Origin of the sequence: Ekhidna algicida (genome assembly GCF_051379705.1) — a bacterium.
Classification (GTDB): Bacteria; Bacteroidota; Bacteroidia; order Cytophagales; family Cyclobacteriaceae; genus Ekhidna.
This window is the reverse complement of sequence record NZ_CP179868.1, coordinates 3,906,746-3,931,372: the sequence shown is the minus strand read 5'-3', so window position 1 is coordinate 3,931,372 and position 24,627 is coordinate 3,906,746. Positions and strand designations below refer to the sequence as shown.

22 protein-coding genes are annotated in these 24,627 nt (G+C 41.9%); 16 read left to right on the top strand and 6 right to left on the bottom strand.

Features of this window, described 5'->3' with window-relative positions:
- Nucleotides 1-33: 33 nt before the first annotated feature.
- Together ACL8WY_RS17835 and ACL8WY_RS17830 are read right to left on the bottom strand one after the other, a co-directional pair.
- On the bottom strand, nt 34-3,243 hold the full coding sequence (locus ACL8WY_RS17835) for an efflux RND transporter permease subunit (protein WP_436516128.1): 3,210 nt from the start codon (nt 3,241-3,243) through the stop codon (nt 34-36).
- Between the two features lie 11 nt (nt 3,244-3,254).
- Nucleotides 3,255-4,448, bottom strand: coding sequence for an efflux RND transporter periplasmic adaptor subunit (locus tag ACL8WY_RS17830; RefSeq protein WP_436516127.1), 1,194 nt, complete (start codon nt 4,446-4,448; stop codon nt 3,255-3,257).
- A gap of 152 nt (nt 4,449-4,600) precedes the next feature.
- Here ACL8WY_RS17830 and msrB point away from each other — a divergent pair, with 152 nt between their 5' ends.
- Nucleotides 4,601-4,993 (top strand): peptide-methionine (R)-S-oxide reductase MsrB, encoded by a 393-nt coding sequence (gene msrB, locus ACL8WY_RS17825; RefSeq protein WP_436516126.1) that lies wholly within the window; start codon nt 4,601-4,603, stop codon nt 4,991-4,993.
- Between the two features lie 262 nt (nt 4,994-5,255).
- Here the strand turns inward: msrB and ACL8WY_RS17820 are convergent, their stop codons facing one another.
- The gene (locus ACL8WY_RS17820; protein WP_436516125.1) at nt 5,256-5,867 is read right to left on the bottom strand and encodes a hypothetical protein; all 612 of its coding nucleotides are present in this window, start codon (nt 5,865-5,867) and stop codon (nt 5,256-5,258) included.
- A gap of 162 nt (nt 5,868-6,029) precedes the next feature.
- On the opposite strand from ACL8WY_RS17820, the gene ACL8WY_RS17815 reads away from it, so the two are divergent.
- Together ACL8WY_RS17815 and ACL8WY_RS17810 are read left to right on the top strand one after the other, a co-directional pair.
- Nucleotides 6,030-9,143: a WD40/YVTN/BNR-like repeat-containing protein gene (locus ACL8WY_RS17815; RefSeq protein ID WP_436516124.1), complete on the top strand. Its 3,114-nt coding sequence runs from the start codon at nt 6,030-6,032 to the stop codon at nt 9,141-9,143.
- A gap of 80 nt (nt 9,144-9,223) precedes the next feature.
- A complete protein-coding gene (locus tag ACL8WY_RS17810; RefSeq protein ID WP_436516122.1) occupies nt 9,224-10,231 on the top strand; it encodes a hypothetical protein in 1,008 nt (335 codons plus the stop codon).
- Between the two features lie 157 nt (nt 10,232-10,388).
- Here ACL8WY_RS17810 and ACL8WY_RS17805 read toward each other — a convergent pair whose 3' ends face one another.
- Nucleotides 10,389-11,432: an SO2930 family diheme c-type cytochrome gene (locus tag ACL8WY_RS17805; protein WP_436516121.1), complete on the bottom strand. Its 1,044-nt coding sequence runs from the start codon at nt 11,430-11,432 to the stop codon at nt 10,389-10,391.
- Nucleotides 11,429-12,649, bottom strand: coding sequence for a parallel beta-helix domain-containing protein (locus ACL8WY_RS17800; protein WP_436516120.1), 1,221 nt, complete (start codon nt 12,647-12,649; stop codon nt 11,429-11,431). Before ACL8WY_RS17800 ends, ACL8WY_RS17805 begins: the two co-directional genes overlap by 4 nt.
- A 206-nt stretch (nt 12,650-12,855) precedes the next feature.
- Between ACL8WY_RS17800 and ACL8WY_RS17795 the strand changes: the two genes are divergently transcribed.
- From ACL8WY_RS17795 to ACL8WY_RS17745, 11 genes are all read left to right on the top strand, one after another.
- The gene (locus tag ACL8WY_RS17795; RefSeq protein ID WP_436516118.1) at nt 12,856-13,614 is read left to right on the top strand and encodes a hypothetical protein; all 759 of its coding nucleotides are present in this window, start codon (nt 12,856-12,858) and stop codon (nt 13,612-13,614) included.
- Nucleotides 13,615-13,858: 244 nt separating this feature from the next.
- A complete protein-coding gene (locus tag ACL8WY_RS17790; RefSeq protein WP_436515422.1) occupies nt 13,859-14,506 on the top strand; it encodes a hypothetical protein in 648 nt (215 codons plus the stop codon).
- A 250-nt stretch (nt 14,507-14,756) separates the two neighbouring features.
- Entirely contained in the window at nt 14,757-15,779 is a 1,023-nt protein-coding gene (locus ACL8WY_RS17785; RefSeq protein ID WP_436516116.1) for an energy transducer TonB, read from the top strand.
- A gap of 241 nt (nt 15,780-16,020) precedes the next feature.
- Complete coding sequence (locus ACL8WY_RS17780; RefSeq protein WP_436516114.1) at nt 16,021-16,653, top strand: DUF3885 domain-containing protein; 633 nt, start codon at nt 16,021-16,023, stop codon at nt 16,651-16,653.
- A 182-nt stretch (nt 16,654-16,835) separates the two neighbouring features.
- Complete coding sequence (locus ACL8WY_RS17775; protein ID WP_436516113.1) at nt 16,836-17,204, top strand: hypothetical protein; 369 nt, start codon at nt 16,836-16,838, stop codon at nt 17,202-17,204.
- A 48-nt stretch (nt 17,205-17,252) separates the two neighbouring features.
- On the top strand, nt 17,253-17,435 hold the full coding sequence (locus tag ACL8WY_RS17770; RefSeq protein WP_436516112.1) for a hypothetical protein: 183 nt from the start codon (nt 17,253-17,255) through the stop codon (nt 17,433-17,435).
- 250 nt (nt 17,436-17,685) lie between these two features.
- Nucleotides 17,686-18,768 carry a hypothetical protein gene (locus ACL8WY_RS17765; protein ID WP_436516111.1) on the top strand — a complete coding sequence of 361 codons (1,083 nt, stop codon included), beginning with the start codon at nt 17,686-17,688 and terminating at the stop codon, nt 18,766-18,768.
- Nucleotides 18,769-18,904: 136 nt separating this feature from the next.
- The gene (locus tag ACL8WY_RS17760) at nt 18,905-19,642 is read left to right on the top strand and encodes a DUF2071 domain-containing protein (RefSeq protein ID WP_436516110.1); all 738 of its coding nucleotides are present in this window, start codon (nt 18,905-18,907) and stop codon (nt 19,640-19,642) included.
- 171 nt (nt 19,643-19,813) lie between these two features.
- Nucleotides 19,814-21,082 carry a hypothetical protein gene (locus ACL8WY_RS17755; protein WP_436516109.1) on the top strand — a complete coding sequence of 423 codons (1,269 nt, stop codon included), beginning with the start codon at nt 19,814-19,816 and terminating at the stop codon, nt 21,080-21,082.
- A 225-nt stretch (nt 21,083-21,307) separates the two neighbouring features.
- A complete protein-coding gene (locus ACL8WY_RS17750; protein WP_436516108.1) occupies nt 21,308-21,901 on the top strand; it encodes a hypothetical protein in 594 nt (197 codons plus the stop codon).
- Between the two features lie 265 nt (nt 21,902-22,166).
- Complete coding sequence (locus ACL8WY_RS17745; RefSeq protein ID WP_436516107.1) at nt 22,167-23,048, top strand: YARHG domain-containing protein; 882 nt, start codon at nt 22,167-22,169, stop codon at nt 23,046-23,048.
- A gap of 60 nt (nt 23,049-23,108) precedes the next feature.
- Here ACL8WY_RS17745 and ACL8WY_RS17740 read toward each other — a convergent pair whose 3' ends face one another.
- Nucleotides 23,109-23,276, bottom strand: coding sequence for a hypothetical protein (locus tag ACL8WY_RS17740; RefSeq protein WP_436516106.1), 168 nt, complete (start codon nt 23,274-23,276; stop codon nt 23,109-23,111).
- A gap of 24 nt (nt 23,277-23,300) precedes the next feature.
- Here ACL8WY_RS17740 and ACL8WY_RS17735 point away from each other — a divergent pair, with 24 nt between their 5' ends.
- On the top strand, nt 23,301-23,711 hold the full coding sequence (locus ACL8WY_RS17735; protein WP_436516105.1) for a hypothetical protein: 411 nt from the start codon (nt 23,301-23,303) through the stop codon (nt 23,709-23,711).
- A gap of 261 nt (nt 23,712-23,972) precedes the next feature.
- Nucleotides 23,973-24,608 carry a hypothetical protein gene (locus tag ACL8WY_RS17730; protein ID WP_436516103.1) on the top strand — a complete coding sequence of 212 codons (636 nt, stop codon included), beginning with the start codon at nt 23,973-23,975 and terminating at the stop codon, nt 24,606-24,608.
- Nucleotides 24,609-24,627 lie beyond the last annotated feature (19 nt).

Here is a 24,627-nt window from a genome sequence, read left to right as displayed (position 1 = left end):
TTGAGTTGTATGTAGTCTTAGGTTACTGTACTGTTAAGCTGATTCTTTGTATTCTTCTATTCGCCGTTGATCTATCAGCACACGTTCCACATCTTCTCTTGACGGCTTCTTCCCTGTCCACAACCATTTAGCGGCTCTTCGAATATCATTGAACATCACAATAAATACCGGGAAGAATAGCAGAATGATAAATGTTCCGATCAATACGCCATAAGCCACAGAGATCGCCATCGGAATCAGGAATTGTGCCTGAAAACTGGTTTCCTTAATCAGCGGGTATAAACCAAGAACTGTCGTCATAGATGTGAGAATGATTGGGCGGAACCTGGATAATCCGGCATTGTAAGCCGCCTGATACACAGTCATCCCTTCATTCTTCACGAGCATATTGAATTTGGATAAGAAAACAACCGCATCGTTAATGATCACACCGGATAGTGCTACCATTCCCCAAACACTTAATAGTGACACAGGAAGTTCTTTGCCCGGAGATATCCAGTCTTCAATTCCATGTCCGAGAATAGCGCCGAACCAACCTAGTGGGATCATCATGATGATCAACACCGCTTGATAGTACGATCGGAAGGTGATCATCAGTATAAAGAAAATAAGCAAGAATGCACCTCCGAAATAGAGTCCGATCTCTTGCCCTGCTCGTGCACTTTGTTGCGATTGGCCACCATAATCTACGATCACCGACGGGAACTTTTCATTTAGCTCAGGCACAATTTCCTCGCGGATTTTCTGCAGTATCGGAGGAACTTCACCAAATGGATCAATCATCTCTGCCTCTACAGTAATGGCTCTTGAAGTGTTGTAGTGTTTAATACCTGAAACACCTCTTTCAATTTTATATTCTGCTAACTGCGTCAATGGAAATTCCTGACCCGTTGGCGTCTTGATCTTAATATCTTCCAGCTGATTGATGCTCTTTCTACCTGATTCAGGATAGCGAACCCATACTCTCAACTCATCATTGCCTTTCATGAATCGCTGAACTTCCTCACCGAAGAAACCCTGGCGCATTTGCTTGGTAATGTCGTTGTGATTTAACCCCAGGAAGTACGCTTCCGGTCTGAGATCAAAAAGCATCTCTCTCCTACCTACGGGCACATTATCTTCTATTTCTTTAAGATCCGCGATTTCCGCAAGCTCTTCTTTCAGAAACTGCTTGGCCTCACCTAGTTCCTCATAGTTTTTACCCATCAGTCGCATAGATACCGGCTTACCAAACCGATTGCCTCCGCCGATGGCAAACTTCTCTGCTTCTGCAACAGGACCGATTTCTTTTCTGATCATTCCGATCAAGTCGAATTGGTTGATTCCGTAATCATCTAATTCCTTGTAGAATATGTTGATAGAACCTGTATGCGAACCAGATTCCCATTGTGAAAATCCAATGTTTGAGAATGTATTGTTTATGATATCCTCGTCAATTTCAAATTTGGCTTTCAGATCATCATTTACTTTCCAAATGGCATCTTCAAACCTCGCGATATATTTTTCTACTTTCTGCTCCCTTTCTCCTGGCTTGAATGCAATGTTCACATTAAAGCTGTTGAAAGGGATTTGGGGGAAGAATGTGGCTTTGATCTGACCTCCGGCAAGCAATCCCATAATAATGATCAGGAAGCCAGCAAGCATGGATAGCGACACCCATCGGTTTTGCATGGTAAACCTCAAGCCTCTTCCATAAATATTATCTCGCATGTAGTCAATTACGCCATTCAGTGTTTTTCTCACTTTGTAGCTTCTGGTATCCTCTTTCTTCACTTTCAAAACTCTCTTGCTCGCAAGGTGTGCCGGCAAGACGAAGAAAGCTTCAAGCAAGGAAAAGCCCAAGCTAAAGCAAACAACAAAGGCCATGTCTCTGAGAAATTCAAAACCACCTGTAAGCAAAAGCAAAGGTGTAAATGCTACGATCGTAGTTGTTACAGAAGTAAATACTGCCGGAAGCACTTCTATTGTACCGTTCACAGCCGCTTTTATCGGATTGCCGTGTTTCTCGAAATGTGAGTAAATGTTTTCTGCAATCACAATTCCATCATCCACAAGAATTCCGATTACCAGAATCATTCCGAATAAGGAAATCATGTTAATGGTTAAGCCCACAAAAGCACCAAGGATAAACATGCCAAGGAAGGATGAAGGAATACCCCATGCCACCCAGAAGGATAATCTCAGGCTCAGGAATAAGCCAAGTGAAATCAATACCAGTAGCAGTCCAAGCATGCCATTGTTGGTAAGTAAGTCAAGGCGTTGATTGAGCATGCTCATAAAATCCCACGTCATATGTAGTTCTACCGAGTTATTCTTGGCATTGAAATCGTCTACGTAAGCATTTACAACCTCCGAGATCTCCTCCAAATCTTCCGTCTCCAGCTTTCTCACCTCAATGAATACAGCCTCTTTTCCGCTCAGCATGGCTTTGGAGGGCACATCAGCAAACTGCTCTTTGATGACTGCAATGTCTTTTAAAAGTATTTCGCTTCCATCTTGATTGCTTCTTACAACGATATTCGAAATGTCCGATGCTTCTGTCTCTTTGGCCTTGGATCGAATTAAAATTTCTTCCTTGGTTGATTTTACAGATCCTGCTGAAATGTCCCTATTATTTTGCCTGACTGCATTTGCTACCTGATCAAACGTCAGATTGTATCGCAAAAGGTCCTGCTCACTCACCTCTATGGAAACTTCCAGTGCGGGAAAACCGCTGACATTAACTTGTGATATCGCATCGTTAGCCAGCAGGTCATCTTCTATTTCCTCGGCAAACTTCTTTAGGGTTCTTAAATCTACATCTCCGGTAAGTCCTAGCCACTGCGCGGTGGATCTTTGCTTCTGCTTGAATACGATGGGCTTTTCTGCTCCAGCAGGGAATGAATTAATACCATCGACAGCATTTTTCACTTCTGTGTAAATATCATCGATATCAAAATTGTCGAAAGTAACAAGTGTGATATTGGCCGAATTCTCAGAAGACGTGGACATGATCTCATCGATACCTGCGATTGAATTGATGGCCTCTTCTATCTTGAGGGTCACTCCTTCCTCCATCTCCTCGGGAGATGCTCCTGGATAAGCTACCGTGATATTGATGTTTCGATCACTCCGTGTGGGAAAGAAGGACTTTTTGGTATTTGCAATGGCAACAATGCCGCCAATCAAAGTCAGAGCAATTAGAATATTTGCCAGTATGGGAAACTTAACAAAATACTCTACCAGATTTTTTATAAACGTCATGATGCTTCGCTTTAGTTAGATGCTGTTGGAGCTTGACCGGTATTTACCGCTTCTTCTGCTTCACCAAGTTCAAAATCAATGTCTTTCACTTCTTGTTTTTCAACAACCATGTTATTGAAACCGCCGATCAATGGCTCGATTACTAAATCAACTCCACGATCCAATCCACTGACGATTGCTTCTTCATCGGCTAAACGGATCACGTTGATCTTTCTGACTTTAAGCAGCGTATCTTCTACCACAAATACCTCATTACCATTGTAAATGGCATTCCTTGGCATGATCATCCCATCCTTAATTGTTCGGGCCGGTATCGCAGCTTGAAAGAATTGGCCATCGTATATCTTACTCTCAGAAGATTGGATTGCTATAAATACATCCACTGATTGCGTATTTTGATTTACAAAATCACTGATTCGCGTAACACGACCTTCCAGGTATTGATCCGTCTCATCAGAATAGATTTTTACCGGAGAATTGTCTTTGATCCAAGGGATGTCTTTGGTCTCAATCGCAACCTTAAGTTCATGTACTCCTCTTCTCATCACCTTACCAATACTTACACCCGGATTAATGAACGATCCTGATTGCAGGGTTACTTCCATGATACTCCCGTCGAACGGAGCATAATAGCGATGCTTGTCCAACCTTGCTTCCGCACTCTTAATGGTATAGTAAGTGCTGTAAATTCCCTTTGTTGCAAGAAATATTTTTTCCTTTTCTGAAGTAGCCTCCGGCAATGGGCCAAACTTCTTATCGATATCAAGCGAATTGAAGTATGCTTTCCATGCTTCGAAGTTGTCGTTAAAGTCAACTTTCATATCCGGCAGAATACCTGCCAAATCCCTAAGGAAATTACTTTTTTGAGATTTGAGATTTAATACGGGCTCTTTATCATCAATGTAAAAGAGCAAATCTCCTTTTCGGAAACGTTCGCCCGCCTTTAGCCTTACTTTCCCCTGATACATCCTCCCGGAAACCTCTGATAGAAGATCCAGCGTTTGAGCCGTTTGTACTCTTCCGTATGAAACCACATCAGTTTGTATGGTTTGGTAATTTACCTGCTTGGTTTGCACGGTTTTGGTAACCGCCTGAGGTCTTTGATTCTTTGGATCTTCTTTTTGTTCGGCAAAAGCCCCGGCTAGCACAACGGCTAACACTAGTATCCCTACTGAGGATAGAATGATGATTAGTTTTCTCTTCATGATAAGTAGTGTCGTGTCACATACCTTAATGGTGAAATCGTGCATTTAGTTACACGATTTTTTACATATGTGATAAGTGGACAATTGAGCACTTGAACAGTTTAATCCTTATATTAGTTGGTATAACATAGAACCATAAAAACGTCACCAAAATGGAGAAAATCAACAAAAGCGAGGAGGAATGGAAAAAAGAGCTTTCAGAAGAGCAATTTCGCATCCTCAGAGAAAAAGGGACTGAGAGTCCATGGACAGGTGCACTTCTGGAGAACAAAGACAAGGGAGTATATGAGTGCGCGGCATGCGGAAATGAACTCTATTCTTCAGAAACAAAATATGATTCCGGTTCTGGCTGGCCCAGTTTTTACGATCCTATTCATGCTGAGGCCGTGGATTTTGAAAAAGATAAATCCTTTGGCATGGTGCGAACAGAGGTGAAGTGTGGCAAATGTGGTAGTCATCTTGGTCATATTTTCCCGGATGGACCACAGCCAAGTGGTCAGCGTTATTGCATGAATTCAGGAGCTTTGAATTTTAAGAAGTCTTAGCCCTTAGTGGCACCCATAGTATCTTTTACCGCTGTAGTGTTCGCCTCTTGCTCAAATAGATTACAGTTGAGCCTATCCTCTTGAAACTTGAACGCATAAAAGAAGATAGGCCCATTCAAATCGAAATAGATGTATGCTGTGAATTGTATTCTCTGCTTTGTGAAATCTTGCGAAGAAAGATTGATAGAAAACCCTATTGATAGGATATATGAGGCAAGTCGCTAATTCACGTAAGTCGTTTAAACCTGAAAATCTAATCAATTTAGGCGACCGTATTGAGCTTTGTGATTCGGATAAAATTGTCGTCAATCATCCACAGAAAGTGGGGTGTGATATTAACCATAGTGCCATTAAGTGTAGAATTCACAAAAAAACCTGTTTTATTCTGCTCATTTTCATTTTCCAGGTAGGAGTTGACTAACTCACCTTTCATGTTTCTAACAATCGGCACTTCCCCAATGACCTGAACACCAAGGAACTCTGAAAGCGCAGCGATTGACATGTTGGCTATGAGGTTTTCGATTTCAGACATGAAATCATGTTTCATCATTTTGGTGTGACTATTTCTCGAGCCTGTGATATTATCCGGAAGACACACACTATTGATGAGGTCCATCTCATGGTTGTTGATCACGAAGTAGAATGCACCATTGATTTCTCCATGAAAAGCCACCTTCATGAGGTTGACCTTAAATCTGCCTAAATCATCAAATTCTCTGATATTGTGCAATTGTCCTTCTCCAAATTGAACCAAATCCGGTTCTACCCTAATCTTTAGCATCTGCTCCATCGATTGAGCGGCTTTATTCAAAGATTCAGAAATCATTTCCTCAATGATCTCCAGGTGTATTTCAGACAAATTTCCTCTACTCACAATAGTTATTGGTGGTCACACTCCAAATTTAATGGAAGATTAAACTAAATCTAACAGAAAAAGTTCCACCCATCCAAATGATTAAATAACCTCTAGTGTAGGTTACTGTAAAAAATCTTGCACCTAAATCATTAACTTGAAATCAAACTAAAACCTAAACGTATGAAGAAGATACTAGTCGTTTTGTTGATGGTGACTTTTGTGGCCTTTGACGGAACAGCGCAACGACGGAAGAGCAAAGCTTCCAGCAACACAAAAAGTTACAACAGCAAACTCTATGATGGAATCCAATGGCGAAACATAGGGCCCTTTCGAGGAGGGCGCTCTGCTGCAGTGACAGGTGTACCCGGTAAACCCAACCTCTATTACATGGGAGCAACTGGTGGTGGTGTCTGGCGAACCAAAGATGCCGGAAGCACCTGGGAAAATATCTCTGACGGATTTTTCGGTGGATCAATCGGCGCAGTAGCCGTCAGTGAATGGGACAACAACGTTATCTATGTAGGTGGCGGTGAAGTAACGGTCCGTGGAAATGTATCCTCCGGCTGGGGCATGTGGAAATCAGTAGATGCGGGAACTACCTGGCAAGAGATCGGCATGAAGAATGCTCGTCATATTCCGCGTATCCGAATTCATCCTAAGAATCCTGATTTAGTCTATGCCGCTGTAATGGGAGATCTATACAAGTCTTCTACCGAGCGAGGCGTATACCGAAGTAAGGACGGAGGTAAAACATGGGAAAGAATATTATATGCAAATGCTGATGCGGGTGCTGTAGATTTAACTTTCGATCCAAACAACCCAAGAATTCTATATGCTTCTACCTGGCGCATTAGACGGACACCTTACAGCCTCGAAAGTGGCGGTGAAGGATCAGCATTGTGGAAAAGTACGGATGGAGGTGATACCTGGACCAATATTTCCAAGAACGAAGGATTACCAAACGGTCTCTGGGGAATCTCCGGTGTAACCGTTTCGCCAGTAAACTCCAATCGTGTATGGGCCCTAATTGAAAACAAAGCCGGTGGCGTGTATCGATCTGATGATGCAGGCAAAACCTGGAGGCTGATAAACAAAGAGCGTAAGCTGAGACAAAGAGCATGGTACTACACACGTATCTATGCCGATACCCAAGATGAAGATGGTGTTTACGTGATGAACGTACGATACCACAAATCAACCGATGGTGGACGTTCGTATGAAACATACAATGCACCTCATGGTGACCACCACGATTTCTGGATCGCACCAGAAGACAACCAACGAATGGTCATTGGCGATGATGGTGGTGCTCAGGTGAGTTTTGATGCAGGCGAAAACTGGTCTACGTACAACAATCAACCGACTGCACAATTTTATCGGGTGACCACAGACAACTCATTCCCTTACAAAATCTACGGAGCGCAGCAAGACAACTCCACCGTAAGAATTGATCACCGATCCGGCGGACGGTTCATTGGAGATGATGACTGGGAATCTACTGCAGGCGGAGAAAGTGCACATATTGCACCTAAACCTGACAACAATGACATAGTATACGGAGGAAGCTACGATGGCTTCTTGACGCGAGTAGATCACTCCAACGATCAGGTGAGAGCGGTGAACGTATGGCCGGACAATCCAATGGGTCACGGAGCAGAGGGATTTAAGTACCGCTTCCAGTGGAACTTCCCGATCTTCTTTTCACCTCACAACCCGAACAGGTTGTATACAGCTTCTAACCAACTGCATGTGTCGACCAATGAAGGACAATCCTGGGAAATTATCAGCCCGGATCTGACACGAAACGATCCCAGCAAGCTGGGTTCTTCGGGAGGACCAATCACGAAGGATAATACGAGTGTAGAATACTACTGTACCATCTTCGCTGCGGTAGAATCATACCATGAGGAAGGCGTGATCTGGACTGGATCCGATGATGGATTGGTGCACGTTACCAGAGATGGCGGTGACAACTGGACCAACGTGACTCCTTCGGGCATGCCGGAGTGGATGATGATCAACAGCGTGGAAATTGATCCTTTCAACAAAGGTGGACTTTACATTGCCGGAACACGCTACAAGCTGGGTGACTATACTCCATACTTGTACAAGACCGAAGATTATGGTCAGACCTGGAAGCGCATCAATAGTGGAATCGCTTCCGAGCACTTCACTCGTGTGGTGCGAGCGGATCCAAATCAAAAAGGATTATTGTACGCTGGCACTGAAGCCGGCATGTATGTATCCTTCGACGATGGTGCCAGCTGGAGTGCATTCCAGATGAACCTTCCGATCGTTCCGATTACGGATTTGGCGATCAAAGACAACAATCTGATTGCTGCAACTCAAGGTCGAAGCTTCTGGATGATTGATGACCTCACTCCTCTTCATCAGCTGACCGACGCGAGTGGCAAAGCCAATTACCTGTACAAGCCAATGGATAGCTACCGAATGGGCGGTGGCAATGGCAGAACTTCAAAAACAGCAGGAACTAACCATCCCGGTGGTGTATTGGTAAACTACTTTGTACGAGACACTTCGAGCACGGACACCATCTCGATTAGCTTTCATGAAAGTGATGGCGACCTGATCAAGCGATACTCTACACATCCGGATACGGATGAGAATGAAGATATGCTGGATGTAAAAGAAGGATTGAACACCATGAACTGGGGCATGCGCTACAATGGCGCAAAGACCTTCGATGGCATGATTCTCTGGTGGGCAACTACGGGCGGACCGATGGCCATCCCTGGTGAGTATACAGTGAAGATGAGTGTGAATGGTGCAGAGAGCATGCAGAATTTCAACATTCTGGCAGATCCAAGAGCGGAAGCCAATCAGGCAGACTATCAGGCTCAGTTTGACTTCCTGATCAAGGTGCGTGATAAGCTGACAGAGACACATGAAGGCATCATCAACATTCGCAAGGCGAAAAGCCAGATCAGCGATGTGATGAAGAAAGCAGAGAATGATGAGATCAGTGAGCTGGGTAAGGCGATCATCGAGGACATGTCTGAAATTGAGAAAGCACTTTATCAAACGCAGAATGAGAGTGGTCAGGATCCGTTGAACTTCCCGATCAGGCTCAACAACAAGCTTGGACACCTTGCTTCCCTATCCGGAGTAGGCAGCTACCGTCCAACCGATTCGGCACTTGCTTTCTATGATGAGGTGACGGCCAAAATCGATGAACAACTTAAGATGTTGAATGAGATTCTGGATACCAGAATCGATGAATTTAATCAGAAGGTGAAAGAGGCAGAAGTAGATGCCGTCAAATTGGATAAATAGTTTATTTGTACAAATAAGTAAAAAGGGGTGTAATAAACACCCCTTTTTTGTTACCTACTCTTCAAACAATCCATAAGGAGATGGTACAGCAACTTAACTTCAGAAACCTCATTATACTCTTTCCGTTCGCCATTATTGCGGTTTGCATATTCGCTGCAAAGTCCACTTTTTTTGTGGAAAATCCGGGCCAGCTTTCCCTTGCCATTACGTTTGACTTGCTGATCAGTGCACCCGTTTTCTACTTCCTGATCATCCGGAAACGAAGCATCCCAAATACAACCGTCGTTCCTGTCTTCATCCTCGGTATCGTCGTAGCTTCCATTATCCTTCCGACCGAACATCAGTTCTACCTATCGCTGGTCAAAACCTGGTTTCTCCCGCTTCTTGAGATTACCATTATCACGTATCTGATCGTTACGATTCGCAAAGCTTTCAAGAAAGTAAAGCAGAGCCAGGCAACAACACCGGACTTCTTCATGGCTGCTAAACAAGGCGCTGACAGTTTCTTGCCCAAAGGCGTAAGTGCCGCATTCGCGACCGAGCTTTCATTGTTCTACTACGGTTTTCTACATTGGAAATCACTGAAGATCGAGGATAATCAGTTTAGCTATCACAAAACCACCAGCACCCGGATGATACTCGGTGTGTTTGTTTTCCTTATCATCATTGAAGCATTTGCCGTGCATTTGCTGCTGCAGAATTACAGCACAATTGCTGCATGGATCTTAACCGTCCTAAGTATTTACGGCTGCTTCCAGGTGTTTGGCATCCTTCGCTCCCTGAGCAAGCGACCGATCACACTCAACAACGATGCGCTTACATTGAAATACGGCGTGATGGGAACGGTGGAAATTCCGTTAGAGAAAATTCAAACGGTAACGCCACAGACCAGCTCACTGGATGACGTAGAAGGATTGGTTTACCTATCTCCTTTCAAAGACATGGAAGGTCACAATGTTGTGATTAAAATAAACGAACCTAGGAAACTCGCAGGCTTCTACGGCTTCAAAAAGGAGTTCACGAGCATTGCTCTTTATCTGGATGATCCAAAACAGTTCATGAATGAATTAAGTGATAAAGTTGGTTGATCAAATGAAAGTTGGTTGATCAGTTAATTAGTAAATAGTGATCTCGACTTTCCCTATCGCTGCGTAGTAACCTTCGGTTTGGCTAAGACTTTTTTGTTTGCGGCACGCGTAGTGGTTTTTGGTCTTCAAAAAAGAAAAAAGCTAAAGGCAAAAACTTCTACTCCATTGAACTAACCCACTCTTTGATGAGCTCAATTCCCTCCTCATGATTTAAACTCCTCCCCAATTCCGGCATCATTTCGCCCGGCTCCAATGAAGTGATGCGATGAACCAGAATCGATTGATCCGAATTTCCGGGCACGATGCTGTACTTCAGTCCGCCCGAACCTTTGCCTGCTGCTATTGGTGGCTTATTTACGCCTAAACGATAGGGATCTGTTTGTGAAGCCAGCAGATACAGTCCGGAGTTCTTTGCCGGTCCTTCCCTCCGATGGCAATGCGCGCAGTTGACTTCCAGCCAGGCTCGGGCACGTGCATCCAGCGCTTCATTATCATCTGAATAGTTGACGAGTTTTGGAAACGAAGTAACGCTCCCGGCTTTTAACCAGCCTTTATTCACCCACTCGGTGAGCTGGCCGTCTCGATTGAGTTGACGGGCCGAAGGCCCAATAGGCGTCATCTTGCCGTCCTGATCGTGGCAGCTTTTACATTGCGGCTGTGACGGGATGCTGTAGTTTATTCGCTGAAGTGTACCACTCACATCTTTCCATTCTACTGGTACTTTCTTGCCAAGGACTACACGTTTTGCATCGGTCTGTTCCTCATTCCACTGATACACGATGGCCTTCCACCCTTTCGCCTCGTGGATGAGCAAACGTGTTTCCATGATGCGTTTTTCGGCTTCCGGATTTTGAAAGTCTGCTGGATAAAAAAAGTTTTTTATCAATACGGTCTGCTTCGGAAAGTTCAGCACTTCTGTGTCGTGGTATTCGATCGGCTGATCTGCGGGCAGACTGATGAATCGGGCTTTGCTGGCATAATCCGAGAAAAGCGCCGAATTGATTTCATACGGAAACGTACGCACATCCTTCGGAATCAAATCGCTCATGGGTGTTTTGAATAGGCCCCACTCACTCAGTACTTTAGGATAATCTGCTAGCTCCTCCACTCCCAGACTCACCTGCTGGATTTCCGGTTGCTTCTTCTCCGGCTGACTGCATGAAATGAGCGTTACGATTGCTATGAAAATAAGTACCCTCATGGAAAGATGGGTTCGATGGTTCCAGAATCACAGTCATACTCGCTCCAGTCAGTAGACCTGCCTTCAAAGTCGTTCTCCGCGTCGATGTTGGCGAAGTTGAACTCTCCGTTGTTGCTCAGACACATCACAAATTCTTTGTCCGGCGGGAAGATACCATCCATGGCAAAGTCCGGCAGGTTGAAGGTGAAGTATGTCAGGAATAGTAAACCGAAATCATTCTTGAGCGTGGGAAACCAATGCTTGTTCTTGAATTCGTTATCGTGGAAGTACACCTGGTTGGGATACGGATCATAGTCTTCGCCGATTTGGCTGTTGGCCTCTTCCAGTTGCGAACCTTCCTCCGCTCCCAGCGCTTCCACCAGCACATAGCTGGCGAGTGCCGTGCCGACGGTGCGGTTGTGATGGATGCGATTCTCGAACACCTCGATGTTGCGGGTGGCCATCATCATGATGCCGGTGCCTGGAGGAACGACCGCCACCACGTTGCCTTCCGGCGCGAAATTGTCGTGGTTATTGGAGGTCACGTCATTGTCATAGACGCGTGTGGTGTGGCCACTTTGCGTCAGGCCAGGCATATCGAAGATGAGGATGCCGCCTGTGTTGTCATGCGCATTGTTGCGATAGATCTCTACCCACCGGCTGTTTTCACTCTCGATGCCTGCGACGTTGTGATAGACCTCATTGTCTCGGATAACCACACTGTCCGACTGTCCCACATAGATGCCTGCATCCGACGAGCCGATCGCGAGGCAGTTCTCCACGATCACACGCTTGCATAGCACCGGATAAAACGCATAGGCCCCATTCTCTTCGCTCGGCTCCCCGATCCACTCCGACTTTACATTGGTGAAGCGTATGCCGTCTGTGTCTGTTACTTTGATGTTGTCTCCCGGAGCATCTTGAATAGTAAAGTCTTGAAACACCAGGTTGGTGCAGTTGGCCGCACGTATGCCCTCCGCGCCACTGGTTTGCAGCTCAAACGAAAGGACGGTCTCGTCCATCCCCTGTCCCTGGAACACCACATCCGACAAGCCATCCAGTATCAGTGGATTTTCGAACAGGTAATTGCCGGCCGGGATGTCGATGGTATCGCCATCCTGCGCCTGGATGATGAGCGTCTGCAGGTCTGCTTCGATGGACATCCACTGGACAGGCGCTTCCGCCGGCTCGCCACACGCAAAGGTTAGGATGATGAGGAGTAGAGATAGGTACTTCATAGCTAAGATCTTGTCTATATCAAAGTTAAGCGATTTGGAGCGTTCTTGATAACCTACCTATTTGGTAGGAAATCAGGAATTCCCATTTACCTACTTATTTGGTGGTTAAAGCTGCATTGACCAAAAAAAACATGGTTACAAGCTGATTATAAGCATGTTTTTTATATTACGTTTATATAATTGTTAGAGGCAAGGAAAGCATCACTTTGAGAAAAATCATCACAACCACTTCTTTTTTATCGATTCTTGTAGCTTGGTCTGTTAGTGTAGTGGCAACTGGACTTTATCAAGCTTGGACAATAGGCAAAACAGACGATTTTGGTGTAATTGTTTTTTGGTCTGCATTATTCGAACTCCTAGCTTGGCTGATTTTCACTAAGCCAGTCTTAACTCGGCTAAACCATTCAAAGTGGTACTTCTCAATTTACATTTTCCCTTTCTTAACATTGCTCTATGCTGAACTCGTTTTCTTCATCTTAATTGGATGGCTATTTCTGAAGTCAGAATTCTACGTCGTTTTCTTTTCTGCGGGGGTGGTAGGTTTTTCATTTGGACTCACCTATTCACTGTTAATTAACTCTGATAGAATTAAGAAAGCCTTTGAATCAAGTGAACTACTTAGGTATTCTGTAATTCTTTATCCAATCACATTTTCAATTCTTTTTTTCTGGGCTTTTCCACAAGCATTTCCTTCAACTGCATTTCGAGTTATGCCTGATGAAATTCAACGGCAAATTGTTGCCAAAACCATAACCAGATTTAAAGTTTGCGACGACTTTGAACTTCTAAACCAAGCATTACCCGGCTACTTTAGAATTAAGGATGGTTTTGGAACGAGCGGAGCTTCATATGGGAATTTTAGATATTCAATGACTGTAAAAAACAATAGGATAATCTACCTAGAAACTTCGGATCAACCCGGACCTGTAACATCGAACTCTAACATAGAAGATCCCTGCCTCTAACATACGATATTGCGCATGGCCTTACTTAGCCATCTGCAAAGTGTCTGCAAAACATCCCGCTTATCAGCCGCCAAGAATCAGAAGTGCTTTCTACTGAGTTCTGCTCGTGGGAGATTTTTATTTGTGTTGTTGCAGTGCGCACTTGATACTTTGAATGCACCGGCAGATAAGCTACTTTTATCAGAATTAATTAAGCTTGGAGGCCACAGCGCCATATCTAGACGTTATAGGGCATTTGAGCAAAATGAAATTTCTCCACTTCTATCTACTAACTATTGCTTTGACTCTTGGAAGAACAGGAGTTACTGCTCAACAGCAACCTGTGCCTGATGACATGAATTTTGATATTAGCAACTTCACCGAATTTGAGTACAACAACTTCGATAGAAAGGAATTGTACGATAAGATAATTCCGATGAAAGAATACCTGTACTTCGAAGTTCGAACTGCGGATGGATATGACGTGAACTCTTATGTAACTTCTATCGGAGATAGCTCAACGTATTCAGAAAGACTTAAAGGTGTAACTGCCGAATATGGGTTTTTTAACTGTCCCGACCACTTTTGTGGTAGCTATATAGTCGCTTTAACTGAAGAGGATTCTGTTGAAGTGATAGATAGTGATCAAGAACTTCAATCCTTTATCGGAGATATTGATAACATTGAAGAAGTCCTACTCTTTTGTCGGGCTAACGAACTTTATCACAACTCTGACACCATTATTACCAACTCATATTTTGAACGGGAAAGAGATTACCTCCTTTATATGTACGATTGGGTTTCATGCCCTGACACTGACTACTCATTCAAGGCCCAACTAACGAAGGACGGAAAATTGACGATATTAGATAAGACCAAAATTCGTGAAACTGAGGACTGCTTTAGCCACTAAAGCCCTATAACAAGCGCTAACACGAATGCGCCAACTGCCACTTTACAGATTTTAGTGCAACCATCACCATGAATCAGTCGCTGGGAAAAGTCAGTGCTTTCTACTGACTTAAGCCCGCAGGATTTTTCTCTTTCTGAACGCACTACATTATACATACTTTGGAAGCACCGGCAGATTCATTAGCTTTATCGGAACTTGCTAAGCTCGGGGCGCACTCCTGCTAGCTTGGCGTTAAATACAATTTCCACTGATGAACAGATTTCTTGCTTGCATACTTTTATTACTGGTTTCACAGATATTAACTGCTCAAGAAAAATACTATTTCACTTCGTTTTGGAGATTAACCAGTGAACAGAATGCTTCATTTTATAGACTCGGAATAATTGACAAAACGAGCCAAAAGTTTGTTGGCGAATTCAGTGACTATACTATTGAAAACCTGAAGATTCAAGAAGGAAACTATACAAACGAAGGGATCAAAGCAGGAAATTTCAAACTCTACCATCCTAACGGTAACCTACATTCTGAAGGTAGCTATGAATCAAATCAAATGGTGGGGTCTTGGGAATTTTACCATTTGAACGGAGAACTAAAACAAGTAATTGATTTTGACAAAAAACCATTTGCTGTCATATCAAGTAGAGATTCTTTAGATAATTCCGTAATCGAGAACGGATCTGGATCTTGGATTCAAGACTTCTCTTTTGGAACTCTTAAAGGGGAACAAGAAGACTTTAAAAGAATAGGAAGTTGGACCTTAAAGCTTGCGAATGGGGATATTCTTATTTCTGAAGAATATGATAATGGACAACTAGTTGGAGGAGGTAATTCAAACATCAATTCAACTTTTTTTTCTGAATATATTCCTAACTACCTGATTGAAAAACTCACTAATCATGATGCCATAAACTCTCAATATCCGAATCTCACTTCGCTCCCAGACTCCCTTATGAATATTGACACAACACTTGTGTTCACGCAAGTAGAACAGATGCCAGAGCCAGTTAATGAATATCAATACCAGAATTTCATTTATTCAAAGCTTGATTTTCAAGAAGAAACAATGTTTTCAAAAGAACGCAAGGTGTTTCTGCAACTTAAAATTGACCGACTCGGGAACGTATACGATATTAAAACGGTAAAAGGAATCGGGCATGCCTATGATAAGTCGGCCGAACGAGTAATGTCTCAAACTAAGTGGATTCCTGGTTATCAAAGAGGAACTCCAGTGAACGTCACTATTGTTCGCAATGTATCTTTCTACGTCAAATAAAGTATTTAACAGTCGCTAAAGTTGCATATGCCAAAGTGCTTCTAGCATACATCGGTGCAATCCGACCGCCAATCTGCGCCTTCTGCAAGCGACTTTTTCTTTCTGAGAGTTTTGTAGTTCTGGATTTAACTTTCTGAACGCAGCGGTGTTTGGAATCAGTTGTGCGTGTGGCGCAGATCAGCTAGTTTAGTGCTAATAGCAAGGTGTGGACATACGCACTTTAGCTGGGACGTTGGCAATCATGAAGAAGCAACTAGAATCAGATCTCGCATATATGAAAGACAGTCAATTAGACCTGACTGACTTTAACACGATCGAACGCAACTTGAAATTTCATTTGCGGTTTGAACTAGGCGATCCATTTGAAAACGGAACTGAAGAGCGGGTTGAACAGTCAACAAACAGAGCAACTGAACTCTTTGAAAACCACATAGAAAATTCTGAACTCTACATTCTAACATATGATTTCGGAGACGACATGTTCGCCAGAACTCCATCATACTTGTATGAACTGCTTGATAAGTCCGAACTGACTAAAGAAGAATATCATGAAAATTTAGCAACTCGATATTTTGTAGATGAAGAAGTCGAACGAGAGAATGGACAATTAAACATTTACTTCGGCAACAGAAATTCGTTTGATTACAAGTCTATATTTCATGGAATTGCGAACACCGAAATGGGATTTGATCCAACAATCCATCAACTGGTTTACTTCTTCCAACCAAAAACTCAACGTTGGTTTTGGATGTACGATGATCGAGGTTGTTTGATGTTTTCGAATGAAGCAACAGACCTATTTGTCAACTATCAGAAATTTGATAACTGGATAGTCGAAGTTCAACGCCCTGAAATGGCCAAACAATTCGAATGAAACGATTGCCAACATATGCTATGAATGAATGGGGTTTCATCGGTCAAGATATTTTCGTGGGGATTAGAAAGTCCGCCACAAGTTTTAAATTTAAATCAAGGCGTGGCTATGTGAGAGCCGAGAGGTTAGTGCTTTTTAATCCCCACTCATCATAGCTGGACGTTAGCGGTAATCCTCGCACCATGAAACCAGTTTACCTTAATAAAACCGAAATCACCAACTGGAAAGACTACCTCGAACAAAAATTCATGGTTGACCCAACTTTTAAAGTTGACCAGATAGATAAGGATGACAAGTTCTTAGAGAGTTACCGTATAACAATTGCGGATGAATCATCTGATACTGAAATTATCTTTCGTACTCACATTGATGGAATCAAATATGTTGAACTTTTTGACGTGCACTTTAACAATTCCGAATCTCCCGAACTATCTAACGGGAACAAAAACAACGCTTACGGATTCGATGGACAAGGTTCAACTTTTAACCAGAAACATATAAACGAACTTGAGGACTGGTTAGCCATACCCATCGAACGTGGATGGAGTTAACGAACAACTTACCTTAACAACAAAAGAATTAAGACTGAATGTATTTGGATGCAAGAGGGTAAAGAAAACACTATTCCAATAAAACAAGATTATCTGGACAACTATGGTTGTTTGATGGCTCCAATTATCCCACTTAAGATCTACCTAACCGAACGAACAATCAAACGAAATCCAGAACGTGTGCGAACTGAACAATCTTCTATCGAACCAATGAAAATGGAAAACCGCTAACAAGCGATATTGCGCATGGCCTTACTTAGTCATCTACCAAGTGTCTGCAAAACATCCCGCTTATCTGTCGCCAGGAAACTGATATGCTTTCTACTAGCTTCTGTCCGTGGGAGTTTTTTATCTGGGGTGGCGCAGTGCGTACTTGATACTTTGAATGCACCGGCAGATAAGCTAACTTCATCGCAATTAATTAAGCTCAGAGGCCACAGCGCCATATCTGAGCGTTGGCGGTAATCACTGCAAGAAGCAAATGAATGAAGAACTAGCGAAGTATGAGAAGTCTATCAAGAAGAAAGGAAAATTTGGATGGACGCCTAAGTATGAAGAAAAAATTAGAACTCATCTCGAAAAAAGACTTTTCATAGAAATCGCTATCAAGTCTTTCGAAAAGATTGGCTGGGACATAGTCTCCAGAGATGAAGAGTCTGTTGTTGCTAAGAGAAAAGGCTCATGGGATCGATGGACTGAAAGAATCACAGCAACTTATCAATTTGGAAATATCAATATTGAAAGTGAGTCATTAGGGAATGAGATGTGGGACATGGGACGAAACTCTAAACGAGTTAAGCTCTTTATTCATGTATATGAACAAATAGAAAAAGAATTTGAGGGCGAGGCACTTGAAGAACTGAAGAAATCTGTACAGAAACAAGACAATTGGGATGATTACGAAGTTCCAGAGTCTTTACCAAAACCGAAGAATCGAATTTCTCCTCAGCCAATGATTCCAATAATTGGTGGACTGATTATTTCACTGATTACAGGGCACATTATCGCCTTTTTAACATTCAAAGCAACATATTTTATTGGTGCATTTGAGTTAGGAGCAGCCTTGCTAATTGCATTTGGACTCAAGTATCTAGTAAGGTTTGGGAACTATACAAATTTTGAAGTCCTACAGTACTTGCTTGGAGTTGTTATTTTCATAACTTATTTATCAAATCAGTACTTTTTGTATGAACTGATATTAGCGAACAACGAAGTTGATAGAATAGGATTTTTGGAATTTATGAGATGGAGACTTGAAAATGGACTGAAGATTAAGTCTCTTGATACAGGCTGGATAGGTTTGGTAATTAGCTGGATCTTTCAACTTGGCTTCACTTACCTTATCGCTTATTTAAGATTAATTAGTAGTCTAACTGTTTTTGTGATAGAGCGGGTACCTTCTGAGGTCGCTGACTTTACTATGTTTCATTTCGTTAAAGGAAAATCAGAGAGCGAGGTGAGGCACGAACTATCAAAAATGGGTTGGTCAACTCCTCAACAACAAGATGAGGCTTTTGAAGCTATTGGAGGGTATCAATCAGCGAATGAACTCGGAAGAGCTTAAAACTACCGCCAACAAGCACTATCATCCATAAGCTAACTGAGCTATTTGCAAAGGCTGATGCAATCCGATACTTTTATAGATATTTGAAAAGTCTAGCTTACGGATGATAGTTGGACGTTATGGGCAATGACTGCAAATGAGAATACCTAAAATCAAAGGAATAATCGAACGGAGAATCTTGATCAACTATCAAGTTGACGAGAAAGTATTGGCCAATTACCTACCCGAACCATTCAAACCAAAGCTAGTCAACGGAAAAGGAATTGCTGGAATCTGCCTAATTAGATTAAAGGAAATAAGGCCAAAAGGACTGCCTAAACAAATCGGAATATCCTCTGAAAATGGAGCTCATAGAATTGCTGTTGAATGGACAGAAAATGGAATTAAAAAAGAGGGCGTTTACATTCCAAGAAGAGACACCTCTTCTAAACTTAACTCTTTGGCTGGTGGAACAATCTTTCCTGGCATCCATCACCTAGCAGAATTTACAGTTAACGAACCCGAAGGGCGATATGAAGTTTCCTTCGTAAGTGACGATGGTACTTCATTATCAATCCGTGCAACCGAAACGACTAAATGGAATGACGAAAGCGTTTTTGAGAACTTGGAGTGCGTATCAAACTTTTTCGAGAATGGAGCTGTCGGATTCTCTCCTGAACGAGGTAAAGAAAGTTTTGATGGCCTTGAACTCAAAGCCTACAACTGGAAGGTTACACTTTTAAACGTTGAAGATGTCAAATCAAGCTTTTTTCAAAATCAAAAAATATTTCCAGAAGGTTCAGTGAAATTTGACAATGCTTTGTTGATGAGGGATATTGAACATGAATGGATAGGACTGGACAAGATCAAAGCCCATAACAAATGCTATGAATGAATGGGTTTTATCAGTCAGGAAACATTGGTGGCATTTGGAAAGTCCGCCACTATTAATATATTTAGACAAAGGCGTGGCTATGTGCGAGACGAGAGCTTAGTGCTTTCTAACTCCCACTCATCATAGCTAGACGTTACTCACCATTCTGCTCCGATCACTAACTTGCATTCCATGTCCAATATTCATATGAGCCTTAGAACTCTTTTTGTAGTCATTTGCATCCTAGGAACTAACTTATGTCACTCTCAAATCAACTACAATGAAAAAATTCTGAACAGAGAAATAATTAGTCTTTCTATTGCTAACAAGGATTTAAAAGAGAGTTTTACAAAGTCCAATATTAGGAATTACAGAGAAGAGGCTTTAAAAGCATTAAACACAGATTCGATTAGCAAATTCATTCAATTACTGGCCGTAAGAAAAGCCAATTTTGATAATGTTGAATACCTAATTTTTAGCAATCCAGAGTTCGAACTTGGAAACTTTGTTGTAGGTAATTATCAAATTATCCTTAACCAACTAATCACAAATCCAAAAATCAACAAATGGGGATATAGACACTCTAAAGACAAAGAAACAACATCATATTTTTATGATGACAACTTCTACGAAAGCCTAACCACCATTTTAGCCTCCAAGAAAGATTTTATCAGATCTGACTTGGGGCGACTTAATGAGGAACAAAATCAAATCTTAAAAATTTACCTATCCTACCAATTAGCCCTACAAGATATCAAGCAGGACAGCACTTTTGAATCGCTGTTTTCAAAAGTGGAGTTATTTGAGAGTAAATATCCCAACTCAGAATATAGAGATTTCACCAGCGAACTAAAAAAACTAAACTATACAAAGGGTGATATTGGCTTAGCTTCGATGTTAAGCACAGGGGTTTATATTCCTACATCTGGACTTGCTGACCATTTTTCATTTTCTATTCCAATTAGTGGTGCAATTGAAGCTAATTACAAATTCATAACCTTGGCCTTCGGTTTTGGGTACGGAATTGGTCAGAAGATTCAAAAGGAATTTGAATCAGATACTTTATGGCTAAAGGGTGATAATACAGGACTTGGGATGGGTGAGATTTTGCTAGGAGTCAATGTTTATCAAAGTGAAAGATTGAATATCTTTTTAAAGAGTGGAATTCGTGGATATGGTGTAGTCCCACCTGGGGATGACAGATATGAAGATATAGAAAATGTGACTTCATCATCTAGTCTTAACTATGGAATTGGATTTGACTATAAATGGAAACCAAAAAAACCACTTCCACTATATTCTATTAAGTCTAAAAAAAGGGAACTTACCAACTTCATTAGAGTACATTTCAACTACCAGAATCCGAGTTTTGATAATAAAGTATCAACATTTGATGGAGCTATTTATCTCATCAGAATAGCATTCGGACAACAAATCCTGTTCCCTAAAAGAATAAAATAACAGGTGAGTAACAATTGCTAAAGTTGCATATGCCAACGTGCTTCTAGCAAACTTAGGTGCAACTCGACCGCCAATCTGCGCCTCCTGCAAGCGACTGTTCATTCTGTCAGCCCCAGCTAGCGCGCGTTTGCAACGCGTGACATCATTCCACAATTCATTCTTTCCTTGTCAGGGGTGTGAAAGCATGTTTTTTATATTACGTTTATATAATTGTTAGAATCAATCGTGCGTACTAAGATCATGAATTTAAATAGGCAACATTTCTGGGCACTTTTGATTGGCATATCTGCATGTGCCGCACCAACTAGTCGGGAACAACAATCCAACCCTGAGATCGATACAATTGACGAAACTGAAATAGCAGACGAACTGCCTGAACAATCTAAGAATCCATTTTCAAATTCGGCTTATGCGTTTTCCAGCGATTTTGATTTGGCCAACTGCAAGCCAATGAATAGGTGCGATTGCTGCACTTCGGAAACTTTTTTTATTGATTCCGCCAACTACTATAACGCAAGTTTTTGCGAAGGAACTACATACTACACTATGGGAACATATAGCGTTGACAAGAATGAAATTTTCATGAAAAGCACAGTGCTTGTGGAAATTGAATTTGATTATGACACGTACGAACCAACTGGTGACACAATATTTATGGAATTAAGAGGCGAATCTTACTACTCAATCGACTCTTGCAACTCGCAAGTAATGCTTATAAGTTCGCCTGATCCACCATCGTCTTACGGACTGCTAACTGAACGACCTTCACAACAACAGAGCAACGAAATAATCAAAATGCTAAACGACAGAATAGACTGATTCTAACAGACGATATTGCGCATGGCCTTACTTAGTCATCTGCCAAATGTCTGCAAAACATCCCGCTTATCAGCCGCCAAGAAACTTATACGCTTTCTACTATCTTCTTCTTGTGGGAGTTTTTTATCTTTCATCTCGCACTGCGAGTTTGATACTTTGAATGCACCGGCAGATAAGCTACTTTTAGCGCGATTAATTAAGCTCGGAGGCCACAGCGCCATATCTGGGCGTTGGCGTGCATGGACTGCACAAATCGAAAATCCTCATGAACAAATACATTTTTCTCCTGAACGCCTTACTTATCGTTGGTTGCTCAACTTCACAGAACGGAGAAACGGAAAGTAACCAAACTGAAGAAACGAAAGGTGAATTCCAAGTCAACGAAAAATATACAGCCGAAACTGCCAAAAAATTGGATAGCGCAGAACTCAGGATCAAACGAAATGAGATTTTCGCTCAGTACGGCTACAAGTTCAAATCGGAGGAACTGTCAACTTATTTCTCCTCAAAAGAATGGTACCAACCAAAGTATGATAACGTTGATTCTTTTTTAACTGAACTCGATAAACAGAATATCACAACCCTCTTTACTGAGGAAGCCTTTAGGAACGCTCAGAGCAACTTTGATTGTGCTGACTTTCCAAACGGATTATCCAGTTTTTCTTTCAACTCCTCAATATCATCTGTTGTAGATTCTCTTGGAAATCCTAACAAAACATTCATCCATGAGGACTTGACTTGCCCGATTGGTCAATTGCACTACTGGAACGATAATATCAAGAACCAACAACTTGTAATACTTGGTGATGACTATAGCGGTACAACAAACTATGCAGCAAAAAGTAGATACTATGCAATTCAGTCACTGAACACATCAAAACCCAGCGATTACTCATTTAATGGTATTGAACTTGGTGAAAAAGAACCAACTCTAAGGAAGAAGATTGATTGTCTTTTAAGCATGAACCCGAACTTTGAATTAAGCGAGAACAGTGGCCAATCTTTGGTAGAGGTTCACTATGTTCAAGATCAACAAAAACAGTATGTAATCTCAACATCAGGTTTGTACATCAGATTCATTATTGCATCTGATGATCGATTAAAATGCATCGTATTTACATCTTTTAACGACCACTTAGCCTGCTAACACGACACGCCAACAAGCGATATAGCGCATGGCCTTACTTAGCAGTCTGCCAAGAGCCTGCTAAACATCCCGCTTATCAGCCGCCAAGAATCTGATGTGCTTTCTACCATCTTCTGCTCGTGGGAGTTTTTTATCTGGGGTGGCGCAGTGCGTACTTGATACTTTGAATGCACCGGCAGATAAGCTACTTTTATCGGAATTAATGAAGCTCGGAGGCCACAGCGCCATATCTGAGCGTTAGTAGACATACGCATGAGACTCATAGTTACTATTTTAACTCTTTTCACTTGTGAACTCAGTTTTGCACAGGATCAATATGAACTGATTAACGCTAAGTTCGAAGGAAGTGGAATAAGTAAACTAATATTCACCGATTCTCCTGATGCTGCCAATAGATTTGCTAACGATGACATTGCTAACGGAGAAATCTATCTCATTCTTCATAGTGGTGAGGCTCCAACTGTTTACTCAACTGACTCAGATTTTGAGAAGAACTTCTCAGTTCTGTACTACGAATTTGGTTGCGTTGGGCCTGAACAAGATGTTGCAGAAGCCTATGATAGTGTTGTCTTTGAACACCTTCAACAGAATTTCGGGAAAGATTGGCGCAAACGGATAAGAAAGGATGTTGTTGGATTCAAAACTTGGAAAAAGAAAAACTAAAGACGTCTACTAACAAGCGCTAGCGATGCAGATGTCAGACTGCTGCTAGCAATTATCTCAGGAACTTACCGCTCCCCTTCCCTTCTGTGAGTTTCTGTTCGTTGAAGAACTGTAGGCAGTTCTGGCGGATGTCTGGGTGAACGCAGCTTTTTATAGACCGTTTTGTGCGTGTGGTTCAGGTTCGCTAGTTTTATCAGAAATTGCTCAGTTCGGGACATCCGCCCGCTAGCTGAGCGTTGGCGATAATTGGTGCCAGATCGAATGCAAGAGTTTCAACTAACAATTTTTAGACAAAGTCGAATTCTACTGGTAATTTTCACCATGCCAGTGATGGTACTTTCTGCCTTCTTTTCAATTCTCTTTTTGAGAGCTATACACCCACTAAACTGGATTATTGGTATTTCAATCATAGCCTTGATTGGTCTAAGCTTGTTTTATATTTCCATTGGTCGGTTAACTATAAAAATTAAAAATCAGACCCTGCACTTTCGATGGAATAAAAAGTTACTTTTTAACTATAAACCAATTGAACCACTCCAACTCAGTGACATTCGAACTCTTGTTATCAACGAACAAATTCTGCTGAAAGAACTGCAAACTGACCAACGTCAAATTCCGATCGGAACAGCCAAACTCCTAAAGAAGGATTCAACAGAATTTATTGACTTTTTGAAGACTCATACGACAGCTGAACAAATTGATAGCTGGGTTGTCTGGAAACGACGTGGTTGGTTAGCAATTGCTTATCGTGTTAACACTTTCATATTGATAGCTCTTGGCTTAGTAATGATCCCCTACATTACATTTAAAGGCTTTGACTCAGCCTTACTTCTTTACATTCCATTGGTGCTATTTCAACTAATTGGCTACCAACTTGTAATGAAAAGCAAAATGTAATCACAATTAACTTAACACT